The 19,387-nt window shown below is 35.6% G+C and carries 18 protein-coding genes; 4 read left to right on the top strand and 14 right to left on the bottom strand.

What is annotated here, in order from left to right; genetic code table 11:
• Window positions 1-79: 79 nt before the first annotated feature.
• The 4 genes from LKACC16343_RS03385 to LKACC16343_RS03365 all read right to left on the bottom strand — a co-directional run bounded on the left by LKACC16343_RS03385 (window position 80) and on the right by LKACC16343_RS03365 (window position 5,369).
• Window positions 80-1,186 carry a DMT family transporter gene (locus LKACC16343_RS03385; protein ID WP_056954180.1) on the bottom strand — a complete coding sequence of 369 codons (1,107 nt, stop codon included), beginning with the start codon at window positions 1,184-1,186 and terminating at the stop codon, window positions 80-82.
• Window positions 1,187-1,750: 564 nt separating this feature from the next.
• Complete coding sequence (locus LKACC16343_RS03375; RefSeq protein WP_056954176.1) at window positions 1,751-3,628, bottom strand: LTA synthase family protein; 1,878 nt, start codon at window positions 3,626-3,628, stop codon at window positions 1,751-1,753.
• A gap of 197 nt (window positions 3,629-3,825) precedes the next feature.
• Entirely contained in the window at window positions 3,826-4,413 is a 588-nt protein-coding gene (locus LKACC16343_RS03370) for an NAD(P)H-dependent oxidoreductase (RefSeq protein ID WP_056954174.1), read from the bottom strand.
• 104 nt (window positions 4,414-4,517) lie between these two features.
• Window positions 4,518-5,369: a YitT family protein gene (locus LKACC16343_RS03365; RefSeq protein ID WP_056954172.1), complete on the bottom strand. Its 852-nt coding sequence runs from the start codon at window positions 5,367-5,369 to the stop codon at window positions 4,518-4,520.
• Window positions 5,370-5,515: 146 nt separating this feature from the next.
• Here LKACC16343_RS03365 and LKACC16343_RS03360 point away from each other — a divergent pair, with 146 nt between their 5' ends.
• Entirely contained in the window at window positions 5,516-6,379 is an 864-nt protein-coding gene (locus LKACC16343_RS03360; RefSeq protein ID WP_056954169.1) for an NAD(P)-dependent oxidoreductase, read from the top strand.
• A 27-nt stretch (window positions 6,380-6,406) separates the two neighbouring features.
• Here the strand turns inward: LKACC16343_RS03360 and LKACC16343_RS03355 are convergent, their stop codons facing one another.
• Genes LKACC16343_RS03355 through LKACC16343_RS03345 form a run of 3 tightly spaced genes read right to left on the bottom strand, consistent with a single transcriptional unit; the run spans window position 6,407 to window position 10,414 of the window.
• Window positions 6,407-7,342, bottom strand: coding sequence for a sce7725 family protein (locus tag LKACC16343_RS03355; RefSeq protein WP_087721257.1), 936 nt, complete (start codon window positions 7,340-7,342; stop codon window positions 6,407-6,409).
• Window positions 7,339-8,055, bottom strand: a complete 717-nt coding sequence (locus tag LKACC16343_RS03350; protein ID WP_056954168.1) for a hypothetical protein — start codon at window positions 8,053-8,055, stop codon at window positions 7,339-7,341. The genes LKACC16343_RS03355 and LKACC16343_RS03350 overlap by 4 nt, the downstream gene beginning before the upstream one ends.
• Window positions 8,045-10,414 (bottom strand): ATP-dependent DNA helicase, encoded by a 2,370-nt coding sequence (locus LKACC16343_RS03345; protein WP_056954166.1) that lies wholly within the window; start codon window positions 10,412-10,414, stop codon window positions 8,045-8,047. Before LKACC16343_RS03345 ends, LKACC16343_RS03350 begins: the two co-directional genes overlap by 11 nt.
• A 164-nt stretch (window positions 10,415-10,578) precedes the next feature.
• On the opposite strand from LKACC16343_RS03345, the gene LKACC16343_RS03340 reads away from it, so the two are divergent.
• Together LKACC16343_RS03340 and LKACC16343_RS03335 are read left to right on the top strand one after the other, a co-directional pair.
• Complete coding sequence (locus LKACC16343_RS03340) at window positions 10,579-11,133, top strand: TetR/AcrR family transcriptional regulator (protein ID WP_056954164.1); 555 nt, start codon at window positions 10,579-10,581, stop codon at window positions 11,131-11,133.
• A gap of 132 nt (window positions 11,134-11,265) precedes the next feature.
• Window positions 11,266-13,065 carry an oleate hydratase gene (locus tag LKACC16343_RS03335; protein ID WP_056954162.1) on the top strand — a complete coding sequence of 600 codons (1,800 nt, stop codon included), beginning with the start codon at window positions 11,266-11,268 and terminating at the stop codon, window positions 13,063-13,065.
• 345 nt (window positions 13,066-13,410) lie between these two features.
• Here LKACC16343_RS03335 and LKACC16343_RS03330 read toward each other — a convergent pair whose 3' ends face one another.
• The 7 genes from LKACC16343_RS03330 to LKACC16343_RS03300 form a co-directional block, all read right to left on the bottom strand.
• Window positions 13,411-14,241: a methyltransferase domain-containing protein gene (locus LKACC16343_RS03330; protein ID WP_056954160.1), complete on the bottom strand. Its 831-nt coding sequence runs from the start codon at window positions 14,239-14,241 to the stop codon at window positions 13,411-13,413.
• A 9-nt stretch (window positions 14,242-14,250) separates the two neighbouring features.
• A complete protein-coding gene (locus tag LKACC16343_RS03325) occupies window positions 14,251-14,817 on the bottom strand; it encodes an SOS response-associated peptidase family protein (RefSeq protein WP_056954158.1) in 567 nt (188 codons plus the stop codon).
• Window positions 14,818-14,901: 84 nt separating this feature from the next.
• A complete protein-coding gene (locus LKACC16343_RS03320; RefSeq protein ID WP_056954156.1) occupies window positions 14,902-15,324 on the bottom strand; it encodes a DUF805 domain-containing protein in 423 nt (140 codons plus the stop codon).
• A 10-nt stretch (window positions 15,325-15,334) separates the two neighbouring features.
• Complete coding sequence (locus tag LKACC16343_RS03315) at window positions 15,335-15,676, bottom strand: fluoride efflux transporter FluC (RefSeq protein ID WP_056954154.1); 342 nt, start codon at window positions 15,674-15,676, stop codon at window positions 15,335-15,337.
• Window positions 15,673-16,089 (bottom strand): fluoride efflux transporter FluC, encoded by a 417-nt coding sequence (locus LKACC16343_RS03310; protein ID WP_234032619.1) that lies wholly within the window; start codon window positions 16,087-16,089, stop codon window positions 15,673-15,675. Before LKACC16343_RS03310 ends, LKACC16343_RS03315 begins: the two co-directional genes overlap by 4 nt.
• A 55-nt stretch (window positions 16,090-16,144) precedes the next feature.
• Window positions 16,145-17,044, bottom strand: a complete 900-nt coding sequence (gnd, locus tag LKACC16343_RS03305) for a phosphogluconate dehydrogenase (NAD(+)-dependent, decarboxylating) (protein ID WP_056954152.1) — start codon at window positions 17,042-17,044, stop codon at window positions 16,145-16,147.
• A 121-nt stretch (window positions 17,045-17,165) separates the two neighbouring features.
• Window positions 17,166-17,744: a MerR family transcriptional regulator gene (locus LKACC16343_RS03300; protein WP_056954150.1), complete on the bottom strand. Its 579-nt coding sequence runs from the start codon at window positions 17,742-17,744 to the stop codon at window positions 17,166-17,168.
• Between the two features lie 225 nt (window positions 17,745-17,969).
• Here LKACC16343_RS03300 and LKACC16343_RS03295 point away from each other — a divergent pair, with 225 nt between their 5' ends.
• Window positions 17,970-19,358, top strand: coding sequence for a hemolysin family protein (locus LKACC16343_RS03295; protein ID WP_056954149.1), 1,389 nt, complete (start codon window positions 17,970-17,972; stop codon window positions 19,356-19,358).
• The last annotated feature ends 29 nt before the right edge of the window (window positions 19,359-19,387 follow it).

Raw genomic sequence — 19,387 nt, 5'->3', positions numbered from 1 at the left:
TACCTTTATAATAGCTCAATTATGCCAAAAAAATAAGATTACGTCTAATTCGTAATCTTATTTTTAATAAATAAGTATTTTAATTTTCAGATGGTAATTCATGTGCTTGACGTTTTTCTTCAATTGATTGACGAACTGCTTCTTCAGTAGCACGTCCACGTTTAGCAAGTTCACCATTTTCAAGTTCTTCTTTAACCTTAGCCAATTCATCGACTTCTTGGTGTGCTTCAGGATTATTACGTCTGAAAATAGCCATAACCTTGTAAGCAATCTTTTCACCCATAAGAGTAACGAATGAACCAAGTAAGATAACGACAATACCAATAATAGTGTTAACCTTCATAGCCTCGCCTAAAACAATCAATGCTAGAACAGGAGCCAAAGCTGGTTTGACTAAGAAAATCAATGAAGCTTGAAGAATACCAACTTTTTCCATTGAAAGGAAGTACAATCCAAAAGCTACACCAGTAACCAAAACAGAAATGTAAAGAATCAACGGTAGTGTTTGTAAAGTAATTCCCTTGAAGAAAGGAATATTAACAAATTCAGAATAGTTATTTGGAATATTTTGAGCAATTGGTAAGTGACTTAGACCCATCAAAACACCCAATTCAGCTGAACCAAATAAGAATGATAAGCAAGTCATTGAAAGACCATTTAAACCAATTTTGCCACCATTAACACGTGACATAACACCGTAAACACCGAAAAGAATTGATGAAAGCAATCCTAACATGATACCCATAGCACCACTCAAGTGGAATGGATTAATAATGATCAAAAGACCGATCAAAGTCAAAACTAGAGCCAAGACATTAGTTCTAGATAATTTTTCTTTTAAGAACACGAAACCAATAATCAAACCAAAGATAGGATTAGCACTCAACATAATAGCGATAACAGAAGCAGTAGCCATCCCGATAGATAATTGATACAACGTCATACTCAAAACCACAATAACAAAACCAGTTAGAGCAATACGTCCAAAATCAGATCTAGATAATCTGACACTGTGCTTTCTAATGTACATCATAGTGAAAGGCAAAAGAGCCAAACCACCAATCAAGAATCTGACAAAGTTCAATTCAATTGGATTAAATTGCCCACCGGCAATCTTCAAGGCAATTTCCATAGAACTGAAAAGAAAAGTTGGTATCAATATATAAAAGAAACTCTTTAAATTCAAAACTTAATTTCATCCCCATTTTTGTAAGTCAATATTCTAAGTGTACTCCTGATTTTGGGGTCTATTTGAATGAAAGTGTTTCCAGTCAAAAAAAAGAGAGCGAAGCAAGGGTGCTCAACCCACGAGGATTTGCCTAAGTACTGGAATCGACCGTGCACTATACGGGCAATTTCAGTACTGTAGCAAACCACAGGAGACTCCCCCTGCGTAGCTCGTTTCAATAGAGAGCAAAGCAGGGGCGCTCAGGCTCTGAGGATTTGCCTAAGAATTGGAATTAGCCGCTGAACTTGCGGATGATTTCAGTTCTGTAGCAAACCACAGGAGACTCCCCCTGCGTAGCTCGTTTCAATAGAGAGCAAAGCAGGGGCGCTCAGGCTCTGAGGATTTGCCTAAGAATTGGAATTAGCCGCTGAACTTGCGGATGATTTCAGTTCTGTAGCAAACCACAGGAGACTGCCCCTGCGTAGCTCGTTTCCACTATATTGCATAGAACCATGGTTATCTTACTAAAGAGAACCCCCCAACAAAAAAAGAGAAGCTCCAAAAGCTTCCCCTTTCTAAAAACTACTTATTAATAACATTTCGAGAATAACCCTTACCAGCAGTCAAATCATACTGAACCATTCGATAATCATCAATAATCTTTTGTTGCTTCTTAGTTAATTTATCAACACTCTTACTATCTTGATTTACATACAAATTATTAGTACCTTCATCAATACTCTTAGCCATAGCTGGAGCATCTTGTTGAACCTTTGTTAACAATGCATAGTAAGGCGTTACCTTCTGATCCATTTGTTCCAAAGCTAGTGGAATGAATCCATTAGGATCAGTTACTTTGGTAGCATCATCTAACTTAGTTGTACCCTCACCATGATCTCTAGCATACTTATTACTGTAAACAAAGTAGTCTGTTTGATGTTCTTCAACATTGTATTTATAAATATCAACGCCATCATAAATACCTGGTAAATGATCACCATACCAAACAACCGTAATTGGTTTATTTACTTTATCCAACTCTGCTAAAAATTCTTTAGTTGAATTGTCAGTCGTATTAATGCTTTTGGCAAAGTTCTCGATTTGTGTACGTGAACTATCAGTAACACCAGAACCACTAGCCTTGAAGGGATTGTTAGTGTAATTGTTGGTATAAGGCATGTGGTTTTGCATTGTAACTAAATTAATGAATTGTCCACCTTTAGCCTGATTAATCTGCCACAAAGTATCTTTATAAGCTGACTCATCACTGACATATTCCATTTCTGGCAATGTGTCAGCATACTTCAAAGGCTCTGTTTTAGCAGTATCAAGATTTCTAAACGATTGAATTCCAAAATTCTTATAAACTGAATTACGATTATAGAAATTACCATGGAATGGATGAATAGCAGCACTCGTCTTAAAACTATTGGAAATGTTGATTGGATTTTCTTGCTTATTAACCAGCTGCGTATAAGGTGATTGCAAAGAATCCGAGAATTGGTTCATGGCTAGACCTGTTAAAGTCATGTATTCCATGTTGGCCGTTCCCCCACCATAGCCAGAACTCATCATTAAACCAGAAGTGGTATTCTCTTTGATTTTCTCAATGTTAGGAATTGGATCTTGATTGAGTTTCACACCAGGAACTCGATTTGGATTCGAGAAACTCTCACTCAAAACAAAGATCAAAGTTTGCTTACTCAAATTATTATTAGAACGATCTTGGTTAATATCGTCCGCAACACCTTGATATTTTTTAACTAGTTTTTCCATCTTTTGCTTGCTATAGCCTTTAGGCTTATCCATTACATCAACATACATGTTACCCAAGAAAGTCAACATTGGTCCATTGCTGTTAGCTGATTGGTTGATGTTAGAAGCATAGTTAGTATAACCAGCCTTAGCTAGAACTTTGTAAGTGAATGAATTATTGTCACTAGCTGTATAGAAACTACCAATACTGATAGCTGCTAAAGCAATAAAAATCAATCTGACAATATAATTGAAACGCAACGTATGCTTGCCTAAGAAGTGTTCTAACAAGATAGCGGCTGCTATCAAGATTATTAATAGAATCACCATGAAGATAACTATCTTTGGCGTAACCATCGATAAGAGACCTTTGACATTCTTCAAAAGACTCAAATCACTAGGTAAAATCGGTTCTGAACGATAATTAACTTTTAAACGATCAGCAACTGCGTAAATAGCAAAAAACACGTAGAAGATGGCCGATGCATAGAAGAAGCGGTTACATAAACCATACAAACCTAAATAGATGAAAAACAAGATCAACACCGTCAATAAGTAAGTATTTAGATTCGATTGAAAAACAATTTGCTTGGAAAAGACAATATCGCCCGTTTGAGCGTAATTCAAAATAAAACCGACCAAAAAGGCCGATGCAATAATGAATATAAACTGCACTATCCCCAATATGTTAATTTTTTTTTGCATTAGTAAAACGTCCTCATTAATATCCCTTAATATAATTAATATATTAAACCAAATTCCGTTAATATCTAGGTTTATCATTCATTAATTTCTAAAAAAGTTTATTCGTTATACTTTTTAATTTTTATTTAGTTTAATAATTAAGCATAATTTTAAAATTAAATTATAGTAGTTTGGGTACAAAAAAGTGCAAATTCAATTTATGAATTTGCATCTTCGTATTCTTCAATTAAATTAATCAAAAACTTTTGACGATTCTCATCAGTTGTTACATTAACCTGACCAAAGTGAATCCAAGTCGTATTCTTAGGATTTAGTCCAATATCGGCTAGTGTCCGCTTAATAAAAACTGATTGAATTGGATCACCACAATTATTTATCAAATAATCCTTTGTTGTGGTTGAAGTAGTTACAACTGTGACTTTCTCTATCTGCGTTAATAACCCCTTCCAACCATTACTTTCATCATAGGCAAAGCCATTCAACATGACACGGTCGAAAAATCCCTTTAACATGGCTGGTACATTATGCCACCAAATAGGAAAAATAAAAATCAGTTCATTAGAATTATTTATCCGACGTTGATATTTTTTCACCAGTTCATCACTAGTTTGCCCTTGACTGTATGTTTTCAAGCCTTCCGCAGAGAGAATTGGATTGAATTTGTCCGCATACAAGTCAATCACTTCAAATTCTTCATCATTTCGGCAAAAATAATTCGACAATGTATTTAGAATCTCATGATTGAAACTACTAGCATTCGGATGAGTATAAATAATTGTTTTCATAATCTAAAATCTCCTCATGAATCGTTGGTTTCAGTATATTATCTTTGAGGAAATTTATGATATCAATTCATGCTTAAATTTATTTTCTAATTTGATTTAGTGTATTAATTGTCGTTGAACTTACCAGCAATAGACATTGTAGGTTGGATATTAATAAATGCATTGGGATCAACGTCCAAAATAATTTTCTTTGCGAAGAATAATTGATACTTCGTTAGAACCATTGTGATAGAACCAATTTCTTCACCAGAATAAGCACCCTTCAAGTGATAATCCAGCGTCAAACCACGATTGAGTGATTTGAGTAATTCTTGAGAAATCTGATCAATTTTATGTGTGTAAACTGTAACGGTAATCTTTTGTTGTTGAATATACATTTTGTCAATTACCATATTGGTAATATAAATTGAAATGATTGTATATAATGCTAGTTCCCAGCCGAACGTAAAACCAGCAATCGTAATAATAATCGCATTAACTGCAAAGCTGACTTGTCCAACAGTTCTACCAGTACTTCTTTGCACGATCAAAGCAATAATATCTGTTCCACCAGTTGAAAATCCATAACGGAAGCAAAGTCCAATACCTGATCCAGATAAAATACCACCAAACACAGCTGATAATAATGGGTCTTTAGTCAATGGATGCAATGGAACAATTAAGATGAATAACGATGCCGAAACGATAGAAATAATCGACAAAATCGTAAATTTCTTACCTAACTTAAACCAAGCCAAAATCACTAATGGTAAATTTAATAAGGCATACCAGAAGTAAACTGGCGTACTTGTTTGTGCAAATTCATTGAGCAAGTTAACGATTAACTGTGCCGCACCAGTCACACCACTGGTATAAAGCTTTGCCGGCTGTAGCAATAACTGAATTCCTAGAGCCGAGGTAATTCCATAGAAAAGAGCTGCAAAAATACTTTTATAATAGTCTCTAATAAATTTCATGAAATCCCCCTCCTTTTTCTGTAAATATATATTCATATCATATGAATTATAGCAAACCTCATCATACATAAAACAGTTCAAATGTATCATTACTGACAATTTTTTTGTATATATTATAATTAAAGCAATGATTGGAGGATATAATAATGCAAAAAATTGGCTTCATTGGTACTGGCGTCATGGGTAGTGGCGTTATAAACAATTTATTAAAAGCAGGCTATGCTGTTGATATTTATACAAGAACAAAATCAAAAGCTGAACCTCTAATTAAACAAGGTGCTAACTGGTACGCTGATCCTAAAGACGTGGCTGAAAGTGCCGACATAATCTTTTCTATGGTAGGTTTCCCTCAAGATGTTGAAGATGTCTACTTCAAAGACAACGGTATCTTCGCTGGTTTATCAGCTGGTAAAATTATCGTCGATATGACAACTAGTACACCAACACTTGCTAAAAAAATTGGTGAAAAAGCTGAAGCAATCGGTGTCCAAGCCTTAGATGCTCCTGTCTCTGGTGGTGACGTTGGTGCCCGTGATGGTAAATTAACTATTATGGTCGGTGGTTCTAAAGAAGCTTACCAAACACTTCTTCCTATTTTTGAAATTATCGGTAAAGCTAATCACCACTTCGGACCTTACGGTGCTGGTCAACATGCTAAAATGGCTAACCAAATCATGATTGCCGGTACTATGACCGGTCTAACAGAAATGTTTGTTTATGCCAAGGCAGCTGGTCTCGATCTGCAATCAGTTTTGAAAACCGTTGAAGGCGGCAGTGGTGACAATTGGAGTTTGGAAAACTATGGACCCCGTATTTTGAATGGCGATTTTAAACCAGGATTTTATTCCAAACATTTCCTTAAAGATTTAAGAATTGCACTCGATGAAAGTGAGAAAATGAAACTTGACCTTCCTGCTACTAAGCAGGCTAAGAAATTATACGAGACACTAGTTGATGATAAGGATTTGGGTAATGACGGTACTCAAGGACTTATCAAACTTTGGTGGTAAAATAAATCAAAATACAAATCCAGTAACTCAAATTGAGCTACTGGATTTTTTAGTATATTCAGATAAACGACTCATCAATTCCAAATGATGCTTAATTGAAAGTTTTTTTATGACACCTAGACCAGGAAACTTATCTCCATGACCATATTCTAATAGTGTTTCTAGTGCAGGGGTCAAATTAAGCCCATTAATATTTTTATGGACCCAAGGTTCCAATTTATTCATGGCCTCAAAGAATTTTTGCTTTTGTCCACGCATAGACTCATTACTGTCAGATACAAAATGATGCACGCGTAAACTTCCATCCGTCGTCACATAGATAATATGAATTGCAATTGCTCGTGATGGCATACCTTTATCAAAATAGATATGACCTAGCATTGAATAATCACCGAAGCCCTTGAATCCGTCTACCTGTTGATACCAGTCTGGACCTTCAAAAAATTCATCATCCAATTGATCGTAGTCCTCCACATGATGATGAAAAGTAAATGGATCAGTTAAACTAGCAGCCTTGGCTCCAATAATCTTATGCATTCTTGCAACATTGGGAATTAACACTTTATCCACCTTTTTTAAAACGGTAGTATCACGATAAACTTTAAACAGCTCATAATTATTAACAATCAAGATTGATTTTTGCTGGGGTAAAGTTTCAATGAAGTCACTTCGAAAGTCTGCTGCCAAAATTGCACTCGGCACATAAAAATCTAAGTTGTACACATCTGGCAGTGGATAAAGTTTCGTATCATTCAAACCATATACGCTGACCTGTGGATTAGCAATTACACTGAATGACTGTTTTTTATCGATAAAGGTTTGGACTGTCTTCTGTAGCTCTTTAGAATCACGAACCGGTTCAATTATTGGAACAATCTGTGAATTAAACCAACCCTCTTCACATAATTCCTTCAAAGCAAGTAGATCGTACATTCGACCACGAAAATAAGGATAATAGGTCATATTTTATCCTCCAAATTCGGTTGCTGTAATTTTTGTAGTTGAAATTTCAATTCTTGATATTCCGCATTTCTTGCGTCAAGTTCATCTTGTAACGCCGTTACAGCATCATTCTGTATTTCTTCAATAAAGCGATCATAAAGATTGTTATCAGGATTATAGACATCATAACCGGCTTTTTGACGTTTCTTCAATTCCTTATAGAGCCTATCCTCAGAATATAACTGCAATCCCTTCTCCACTTTCTTAGCCTTATCGACTTCTCTAAATAATGAGGCCACAAAATGGCTTGTCAGTTGTTTTTCATCAACTTGTAGTTCTTGGAATTGAGCCTTCTTAGCAACCGTCAAGAATCCTGGTGCCACTAGAGTCTGAGGCGAAGCTTCCATGGCTTTTTTATCAAAGGCCCGATAGATCAAAACTCCAATGTGACTGGGAATTTCATCAGCCACTTCTTCGAATAGTTTCTGAGGCAAAACGAAATAATTGTAATTACCGATAAAAGACAATTTAGCCTTGGAGTGAAAATCAGATTTCGTTACTTTCAATTCATAGCAACGCCACTCAATCTGACCATCCCGCAATTGTTGATAACTCAAAGTATCAACGATACCTTTATCATCTGGCATCGAAACTTCTTCAACAACGTATGAGCCCTGTTCTTTACAATATTGATAAAGCGTACTCTCTAAATCCTTAGTTAACTTAGTTTTCATCTTGTTCCTTCCAAAAGTTATCCACTGTACCTGTTAATTGTTGCAACGATGAAATACGATGATAATTTTGCCAATGCTGTGGAAAAAATCTAGTGTAGCGCATACCGCCAAATCTTTGATCTACCAATAAAACAATCCCTTTATCATGGCTACTTCTGATCAAACGCCCCGCGGCCTGTAAAACATTATTCATCCCTGGCATCTGATATGCATACTCAAATCCATGTCCATTTTTATTATCATAGTAATCTCTAATCAAATTATTCTCAGCACTTAATCCTGGTAAACCGACACTGACGATGGCAACACCGATTAATTTATCGCCTCTTAAATCAATTCCTTCAGAGAAAATACCACCTAAAACACAAAAACCAACCAAAGTTTCCTCCGTGGCATTATCGAATTGATCCAAAAATTCTTGTCGAGTTATACTATCCATCTCTGATGTCTGGGCAATTGTATTAACATGTGGATAACTTTTTTCAAAACTAGTCTTCACCTGTTCTAAATACCCATATGAAGGAAAGAAGAATAAATAATTACCTTTTTTACTATCGACTAAAGTTTTCAAGCTCTCGACAATCCTCTCTTGATTGAATTCTCGTTGTCGATAAGTCGTCTGAATATACTGCGTTATCAAAATAGCTTGATGATCTATCGGAAACGGTGATGGCAACTGATAGGCCAAACTGTTATCACTTCCACCTAAAACACTTTGATAGTAGTCCATTGGTGATAATGTGGCGGAGAACAACACTGCTCCCAATCCAAGATCCAACGATTGATCAATAAAATGACTTGGGTCAAGGCACAATTGTTTAACGACAAGATGTTTATTTTCAATTACAATACGTGTCTTATAAGTATCGTTATACAACGCTCCAATTTTGACAAAGGTCAGACAATCAAAGAAATAATCCTTAGCACTATCTAAAAAATCAGATGGTTTCTGATCTTGCATCCATTCACCCATAAAGTCATCAAACTTACCTAGAACTTTTAACAATTCATCTGGGGCATCTGAAGTTATTTTTTCTTCCAAATCATCCGTTTGTAATTGTTTCTTGATTTGATTGAAAACACGTCGGACTTTTTTTAACTGCTTTTGAAAATCCTTACTGGTTTTGGTTTCAATCTTTTTAGCCACTCTCAATAATGAAGAAATCTTAAAATCACTTACCTCCGCTGAATACATTGAACGTGAACGACTGACCAAATTATGGGCTTCATCAATTAGGAAGAAATTATCTGTGTCCTTTTCGATAAAGAAACGTTGTAGATAGACTAACGGATCGAATAAATAATTGTAATCACAAATAATGACATCACAAAATAACGAGGCATCCAGTGAAAACTCGAATGGGTCAACTGTGTGCTTTCTAGCATACTTTTCCACAACCTCACGGGTAATTGCATCTTCGTTGGTTAATAAATCGGCTAGAGCTGGTTTTAATCGGTCATAGTAACCAATCATATATGGATCCTTTTCCGGTGGTACATCTTGTTCCTTAAAACGTATTTTGTCTTTGGCAGTTAAGGTAATACTCTTCAATTGAAGTCCTTTTTTGGACATCAAAGCTATTGTTTCTTCGGCAACTCGTCTAGTACTCTGCTTGGCCGTTAAATAAAACAATCGTTGGATCTTTTCTTCTCCCATCGATTTAATAGCTGGAAATAAAGTAGAGATTGTTTTACCTGTGCCAGTTGGTGCTTCAACAAAGAGACGCTTTTGATAATAAACAGTTTTATAAACGGCCGCTGCTAATTCATGTTGACCAGCACGGAACCTATCAAATGGGAAAGGCATTTGTTGAATCGATTGATTACGGGTTTTACGTAATTTAGCTCGTAAGACTAGCCAATATTCGTATTCATCTATTAAATTTTGAAAAAATTCATTTAATTCGTCACGCTCAAAAGTCTTGTCATCACTCGTAATTGTCTCGGTGCTGACTTGAAAATAAGTCAATCGTAAATTAACATGTTCTAACTCTGGATGTTCTTTCAAAATAATGTAGCCATAAACTTTAACCTGACCCCAATATAGTTCCAAAGTATTGTCGCTCAATTCATCAAATAGTTGATCTGATGTTTTGATTTCTTCAATTAAAATACTCTTATCAGTTGTCGTAATACCATCAGCACGTCCTGAAATGACATACTCAGTATCATTCATAGTTACTTCCGTCTTTAAATAAAATTCACTTTCATAGTCAGCATTTCTCGAACGTGTTTTTTGTAGTCTACGGTGAATTCGGGAACCGTTTTGAGCCGTATTTTGACTATTTTTATTTTCCATTAAATCACCACTACGTAGTACGAACTCAACTAACTGTCGAATTCCAATTTTGGTCGCCATAGACTACCTCCTCAAATTACTATTTAACATTGTAAAACATACGTTCGATTTTGTCTGTAGACAATTTTTGTAAACTTTCAATCATTAGTGCCAACTACTCAGCTACTTTTTACAATTAAAAAATCATATAATTAATATTATTAATTCAGTTGGGGATGTATTTCATGCAAATTAGTACCGAAGATGTCTTAATTGATTCACTCAATAATCTTTTAGAAAGCAAATCAGTTGATAAAATCACTGTCAAAGACATTGTCTCTGAATGTGGTTTAACCAGACAAACTTTTTATAACCATTTCTCCGATATTTATGCACTGGTGGAATACTCTGCCTGTCAAAATGCTAAAAAATATCTGGACAAAGCTTCTGATTACGATAATTGGCAAGAAGGTTTTTGCAATATCATGATCAAGATCAAAGAGAACAAAACCATTGCTCAAAATGTTTACCATTCGATTTATCGTGATTTGATGGAAAAATATATCTATGATGTCCTTTACGGATATATCATTCAAATTGTCGAAAAACAGGCTGAAGGTATGTCCGTTTCACAAAACCATAAGGATTTTATTGCTCATTTCTATAGTCTTGCCTTCATCGCCATAATTTTTGAATGGATTCGTGATGATATGAAAGATGATCCTGAAGAAATCGTTGAGCAGATTGGTGTCCTGATTCATGGTGATTTTAAAAAAGCTTTGAATAAATACGCTAAATAAGTTTACAGATATTGGGAAGTGTAAATAATATTTACACTTCTATTTTTTTGTCAATTGTTCATTCCCGGAGTTTATTTTATCTTGAATGCAAGGACGAAGTTCCTTTGACATTTTCGAAAGAAGGCAACAACAATGAACATTTATAAAACAATGTATCATCCTCATAAACCAGCCGGTATTGATGACCGCAAATCTAATATCATTGGTGGAGGAATCGCCGGATTGGCAACAGCAGCATTCTTAATTGATGACGCTAAAATGCCAGCTCGTAACATTACCATTTACGAGAAAAAGCCTGTTATGGGTGGTTCTATGGACGGTACTAAAGGTAATGAAGGTTACCTTTGCCGTGCCGAACGTGAACTAGAACCTTATATGGAATGTCTCTGGTATCTCTGCGGCAAGATTCCTTCACTTGAAAATGAAGGCAGAACTGTTCTTGATGATGTCGTTGATTTTAACCGTGATGAACCAATTCATACTGAAGCCAGAGTTATCGTTAACCAAGGAGAAATTGACGGACAATATCATAATTACAAGATGCCTCAACGTTACGTTACCGCTATGGTTAAAATTGTTTCTTCAACTGAAGAAGAATTAGCTGATAAACGAATCGATGAATTCTTCGATAAAGATTTCTTCAAGACTAATTTCTGGACTTGCTTCCACAGTCAACTAGCCTTCAAACACTATCACAGTGCCATCGAATGTCGTCGTTATTGGCAAAGATTTACTTTCATCAACCGTCACGAATATCTTGAAGGTTTCATTCATACTAAATATAACGAATATGACGCAATTATTTTACCTATTGAAAGATGGTTGATTGATCATGGAGTTCACTTTGTAAATAATTTCTCTGTTTACGACCTAACTCTTGATACAAAGAATGATACTGTTCAAGCAATTCTTGCTCATCAAAACGGCCAAGATGTCACTATTCCCGTAAGCAACAAAGACTTAGTCTTCGTTACTAGCGGTTCTATCAGTGAAAATAGTTGCTTCGGTGATAATAATACTGTTGCCAAAACAAATACTGATACTGAAGATATGGGTACTTTCACTATTTGGAAGAATCTAGCCAAGAAGGATGATAAATTTGGACATCCCGATAAATTCTTAGGTCAGATCGACCAAACAAAGTGGATTTCCTTCTTCCCAACTGTCAAAGGCTATCCTGAATTCTTCAGACGTATTGAAGAGTTATCCGGAAGCAAAGCCGGTACTGGTGGTTTAATGACTTTCAAAGATTCAAATTGGGACATGTCATTTGAAATTCACCACAAACCATTCTTCCCTTACCAAGCTGACGATGAAGAAGTTGGTTGGGGCTATGGTCTCTACGGCGAAAACGTCGGTAATTACATCAAGAAACGCATGTGGGATTGTACCGGTGACGAAATCATGACTGAACTTCTTTATCATCTAGGTATGTTGGACATCAAAGACGAAGTTCTAAAACATACTTACATGTCAACAGCTATGATGCCTTACGCAACTAGTCAATTCATGCCACGTAAATTAGGCGATCGTCCTAAAGTGGTTCCTGATGGCTGTACTAACCTAGCCTTCTTAGGTCAATTCGTTGAAGTTGATGACGATGTTGTCTTCACCGTTGAAACTTCAGTTAGAACTGGTCTAGAAAGCGTCTATGAACTACTTGATGTTGATAAAGATGTTCTTGAAGTTAACCCTTCAAGATACGACATCAGATACTTGCTAGAAAGAGTTAAACGTTTCAACGGTATCAAGGGTAAGATTACACCTGATATGTTGCCACAATTAACTCCGGATCAACTCCCTGCTGTGACTCAAGAACTATTACACTACGTAAATAATATTCCACCATATTATACGATGTACCTTGGACGCGACAAGACCGTACCATATAAGGAATCAATCTTGCATCCCAAAGCACCACACAGTAAATAAAATCTAACAAGCAAATAGCCAGTAACTCGATTTTGAGTTACTGGTTATTTTGGTTTTCATTGGAATTTGGATTGGATTAAATCACTTTAAAATTTTTAGACATAGAGGATATTAGATCAAATAATTCTTCTTAAACAGGACAGTCAAAATACTTTTTAGTCTGGAAAAAAATTGGGAATGCATTCAACTATGAAATCATTGTTAGTGGCTTGCCACTTACAATGAGACCGATCTTGGAGATCCATAATTTTACACAAAGTGTAAAATTATTAGCCTCAAGTCGTGTCCATAGCGTTCCAATGCATTCCCAATTTTTTGGAAGACGGAAATATAAGCATATTTATCTTATTTAATTTGTCCAACTAAAATTGTTGATCCAACTGTTATTTGCTTTACCTGATTCCAATCTATCAAACTATTATCAACGTTGAACAATAACGGTGTCATATTGATAAAGGCATTTCGTTCTTCCCCAGAGACGTTATACGTCTTTGTAGCGTCAATTTGATCCACTAACGTACAATGTTCCTCAAAGTAATCTAAAACCTTCTGATTGGAGTATTTCTCTTGTTTCAACTGATCCTTAGCTTGCTGACGTAATTCCTGAACGTGATATTCATTAGGAATAACTTTCAAAACGTACCCTGCTGGTTTTAAAATTCTACTGAACTCGCCATAGTTGGCAGGAGAAAAGATATCAATGATTCCATCAATTTTTTGAGCTTGTATTGGCAAATGAGCTAAATCACCAACAAACCATTCCACCGGCGTATTAGGCCCCTTAGCTGCCAATTGAATTGAGTCTTTTGAAATATCAAAAGCAAAGACATCCTTATTCTCTAACTCAGCAATCTTCTTTGAATAATAGCCTTCACCACAACCGACATCGAGTGTACTTTGAATATTAAGATTCTGAACCAATTTAACAATTTTATCAGCGATATGATCGTACATTCCGTGTTCCAAAACCAAGTGACGATTCTCAAATGATTCCAAATCATAATTTTTCTGTTGCTTACTATTTAATACGAAATCGACAAAACCTTTTTTGGAAATATCGAAGGTATGATTCTGATCACAAATCAGACTATTTCCCACTAAATCCAATTTTTCACCACAAATGGGACATTGGAAATATTCATCACTGTTATTAAACTTTTGAATCTTATTATTCATTAAAAGCACCTATTCTTCTGCTCTCGATATTAACTGAGGCATCGCACTATCTAAAAATTTTTGCGCAAAATCATCGTTATATATCCAGGCATTAATTTGATTTTTAGTTAAGATCAATGGCATTCGATCGTGAATTTTGACCATCGATTCATTCGGTTGGGTGGTAAAAAGAATACTCTGCGCCACACCATCAAAATAATTGTAACAACCTGCAATGAAAAGTGTTTCGGGGTCATTACTGAAATTAAATTTATATTTCTGTTTTGTCTTATTCCACTCAAAGAAACCAGTTGTCGGATAAACGCAACGCCGTTTTTTAAAAGAGTCCGCAAACATCTGCTTCTGTTGAACCGTTTCTGAACGAGCATTGATAATTGATTGTCCCGTTTTAAAACCTGGGAAACCCCATTTCATGCCGACGACTCTTACCATTTTTTCTCCAGCAATAATCAACGCCGTTTCATCAGTTGGAAAAACTTCACCAACCTTAGGATTGTACCCAGCATCGATCGCCAACTGATAAATTCGTTTTATTTCAGGATTCTGATCTGGTTGAAACATATAACGTCCACACATAATTGTCCTCCCGCTTTTACTTTACAATTATGCAACAAAAAAAAATCAATTCCAATTAGAATTGATTTTTATGTTGAAAGCAAGTTAAATATTTTTGGGCCAGGAATTTCCCAAATCTTTTTGTGACAAACATAACAATACTAGTAACGCTATATCGCCTAAAAATGGAATTATTGGTAACAATACCCACCAGCCATGCATCTTTCTATCATGCAATCTTCTAATAACGGCTGTGAAAATAGAAATCATATAATATCCGAATGTTATCGCCAACGCTACACCGACAATTGAACTCCAATAGAAATCAGTTATTGGCATTTTTGTAATTACAAAAGCTAAAATTCCCATAATGATTCCGGCCACAATAGTCATTCCTAAAAAGCCCCACCAAAAATCCTTACGACTCATTCTTTTAGCACCTACAAATAAATCTTGAAAATATAATTTTGTGGAAGAAATAATTCCTGGATGAAAACTTTCATTCCATACGTGTTCTTTCATTTGCATTTGATTTCTCCTAAATATGAATTCCAACGATAAATCCTAAAATACCGAAAATATAAGTTAAAACAAAGTATAACAGACATCTCCACAAACGGTGTTGGAAACACAACTGACTTAACTCCATACTGAAGGTACCAAAAGTTGTAAAACCACCACAAAATCCAGTACCTAGTAGTAATAATATCGCACCATTATGAATTTTTGCAGTGAATATTCCCAACAACAAGGCACCAAAGATATTAATCAGTAAGGTTATAACGGGAAAATCAACCGGAATCTTGGATTGCAATAAAGTTAATTCATTTCTTATAAAGGCACCAATAGCAGCACCAAAACCTACAATTAAAAAGTTCATTTGCGTCTACTCCTTACATAGTCGTTAAATGCCTGACCAGCTGCCCAATAGTTACCTAATAGAGCTAATAAGAAGCCACCGACAAGTGTAAACGTTAAATATATCAGTAGGGATTGCCATTGACCGTTCTCATACAATCGATAAGTATCAGCCGTAAATGTTGAAAAAGTTGTATAAGAACCTAATAGACCTGTACTTAAGGTCAAAACTACTTGTGAGGACAAGTTGTAACGATCCTGTAAATAATGAATCAAAAATGGTAATAGCAAAGCCCCACTCAAATTTGCTATTAACGTACCCAGAGGAAAACCGTCACTCGTTTTAAAAATTAAACTCTCGGCATAACGAAGATTACTACCGATAAATGCTCCAATTAAGAGAAGCAAAAACACTTTACCTTTTTCCTTCACCATAAAAAATCACCCTCAAGAACAAAAAAAGCTTGTCAACGGCAAGCTTCCTTAATTATTATTTTTTATCGACATCATGTCCACCAAATTCATTTCTCAAGGCAGCCACGACTTTACCGGTAAAGGTATCATCTTCCAAAGAACGGTAACGCATCATCAACGATGCTGCAATAACTGGTGTTGGTACTTGTAATTTCAAGGCTTCTTCCAAAGTCCACTTACCTTCACCAGAGGAGTGCATTACCCCTTTTATTTCATTCAAATTAGGATCTTTTGAAAATGCTGATTGTGTCAATTCCATCAACCAACCACGAATAACTGATCCGTGTTCCCAAACTTTAGCAACAGCTTCATTATCATAATCAAATTGACTGTGTGCCAAAACATCGAACCCTTCAGCAATTGCTTGCATCATTCCATATTCGATACCATTGTGAACCATCTTTAGATAATGACCACTACCGGCCTTTCCAGTATACAAGTATCCGTCTGTTTGAGCAATTCCTTTGAAAATTGGTTCGATATATTCAAAAGTTTTTTCATCGTCGCCACCAATCATGAAGTTACCATCACGATTAGCACCACTCATACCGCCTGAAGTACCGACGTCAAAGAATTTAATTTGTTTATCTTTCAAGATTTGGTTATGTTTCAATGAATTCTCGAAAAATGAATTGCCACCATCAATCACAATATCATTGGGATCAAGAATTTCGCTAAGCTTATCAATTGTTTCATTTGTAGGATTCCCTGCTGGTAACATTACCCATACGATACGTGGAGCTTGTAATTGTTTAACAGCGTCTTCCAAGGTTTGTTCTACTTGTGCACCTAGTGTTGAGGCATCATTTCTGGCAGCGTCGTTTAAATCGAACGCAACTACCTCGTTTCCATTACGAATCAAATTCTCAGTCAAATTGATTCCCATCTTGCCTAACCCAATCATTGCTAATTTCAAAATTAATCCTCCTAAATTGTTATCACAAGGATTAATTATACATAAAAAAGCCGCACCAAAAACAACATTTTGGTACGACCCGATTGCTTAAAAGGTTGATATCATAGACTTAATTGGCTGCCTAGCCCATGAACTTGTTCCACCAGTGACCTTTTTTATCATTATTAACCTTTTCGTTTACGCGTTCTTTGATCTCTTCATTATTATTGCCATCAGCACTAGAATCCGTACTTTGAACCTTTTCCTCTGCTTGTTGCTTCAAGGTATCTAGTTCAACCTGTAGTTCTTCCTTAGCTTTTTGAGCGTCATTAAGTTCGCCTTGCAATTCTTTGATTGTAAGCTCACGTTTCTTATTTTCAGACTCTAATTTAGCAACGGTTACTTGTAATTCCTTAACCTTTGCTTCTTGTTGTCCATCCTCAACTTTATCCTTTTTCACTTCAGAAGTTGGATAAATTTGCATTGCGGACGTTTCCAGAGTCATTTTAGGTCCATGGCTCAACTTAACCATTTCTCTAAAATCTTCGATGTTTTTTTGCGTATACAAACGATTATTTTGACTATTACGTTCAAAATATTTACTATTCTCAGTCGTGCGTTCAACGATCAAAGAATATTTACGCAGTGTAGCTACACTTATCCCTAAATCTTTAGCAGCTTGTGCAGGAGTTAATAAATTGTTGCTTTTTACTTTAGTCAAAAGGATTCCCCCAAGGTTGTTTCATTCTCTTCATTATAAAAATAATAATTGTGAAGTTCAACTACAAAATCGATGTAGTCTAAATTAAAATCATCCTTGCTATATTTTAACCTTCAAATTGGATATACTAAAGATGTATTAATAAAATATTTACTCTTAGCCGACACAGTCGGTTTTTCTTTGGTGTATAATTCATCTTACAAGAACAGAAGGGGAAATCATATATTGTCAAGTTCTACAATTACAACAAATTTCATTATCATTTTACTTACTTTCATTTTTGCTTTCTTCTTTGTTGCTGCTGAGTTTGCTTTGGTACAAACCAGATCCAGTCAACTAGAAGATGCAATTTCAAAGGGTAATGGTAATACCAAAAAATTAAAACGTGCTCTTATGATGGTCAACAACCTCAATGAGTATTTATCAACAACACAGGTTGGTACTAGTATCGCTGGTATCATCTTAGGTTGGATCGGTGAAAGTACAATTGAATACCTATTAGTAGAAGTATTGGGTGTCGCCCATATTTCTGCCGGTGGTAGTAGCGGTTTACATGCTGTTAGTTCCATTGTTGGTGTGCTTTTACTAACATATCTTGAAGTTGTTTTGACAGAAATTGTTCCTAAGAACATTTCAATCGATATGCCAATGACGATGTTAATGCTTGTCGTTACACCGTTGAGATTCTTCCACATTGCCGTTTATCCATTCGTTTGGTTATTAAACGTGTCTGCTTCAGGTATCGTTCGCTTGATGGGAATGAAACCAGCTGATTCTGAAAATGAAGTTTTCTCTCAATCAGAAATTCTCAGACTTTCTAAGTCATCTATTAAGGGTGGCGATATGGAGCCTGACGATGTTATCTTCATGCAACGTGCTTTCGAGCTAAATGATAAAGTTGCTAAAGACATTATGGTTGATAGAACTAGTCTTTACGTTGTCGACATTACCGATAAAGTTAAAGACGTTATCAAGGATTACTTACAACAAGGTTTCTCAAGATTCCCTGTTGTTGCCGACAATGATAAGGATAAAGTTTTAGGTTATGTATATGCCTACGATATTGTCCGCCAAAATCAAGTCGACGGTAATGTTGGCATCAGTCGTATTCTAAGATCTGTTAATACCGTTCCTGAAACAATGCCTATCCAAGATATCTTATCTAAGATGATCAAGAAACAAACACCTATCGTTATCGTCGTTGATGAGTACGGTGGAACAAGTGGTATCGTTACTGATAAAGATATCTACGAAGAATTGTTTGGTACTGTTAAAGATGAAATCGATGATGTTTCCGATGAATATATCGTTAAGAATCCTGATGGTTCTTACAATGTTTCTGGTAAAACAACACTTTACGATTTCGAACGTTACTTCAAGTCCGATATTCCTGAATTCCAAGATTCTGATATCATCACTGTTGGTGGTTATATCATTGAAAAGTATCCTAACATTCAAAAGGATTTTGAGTTCGAGATGGATAACTTTAAGTTTAAGGTTGCTGAATTCGATCACGGATTCGTTAACTGGTTTAAAGTTTCAGTTGATAAAACAGCCGTTACTAAACAAGATAATTTAGCATCACTTACAGATGTTGATGATTTAAAAGATTGAAACTAGACAAATAGCCAGTAACTCGATTA

It is taken from the genome of Companilactobacillus bobalius (assembly GCF_002179915.1).
GTDB classification, from domain to species: Bacteria; Bacillota; Bacilli; order Lactobacillales; family Lactobacillaceae; genus Companilactobacillus; species Companilactobacillus bobalius.
Note: the sequence above shows the minus strand (reverse complement) of the source record. Positions and strands in the feature narration are given on the sequence as shown.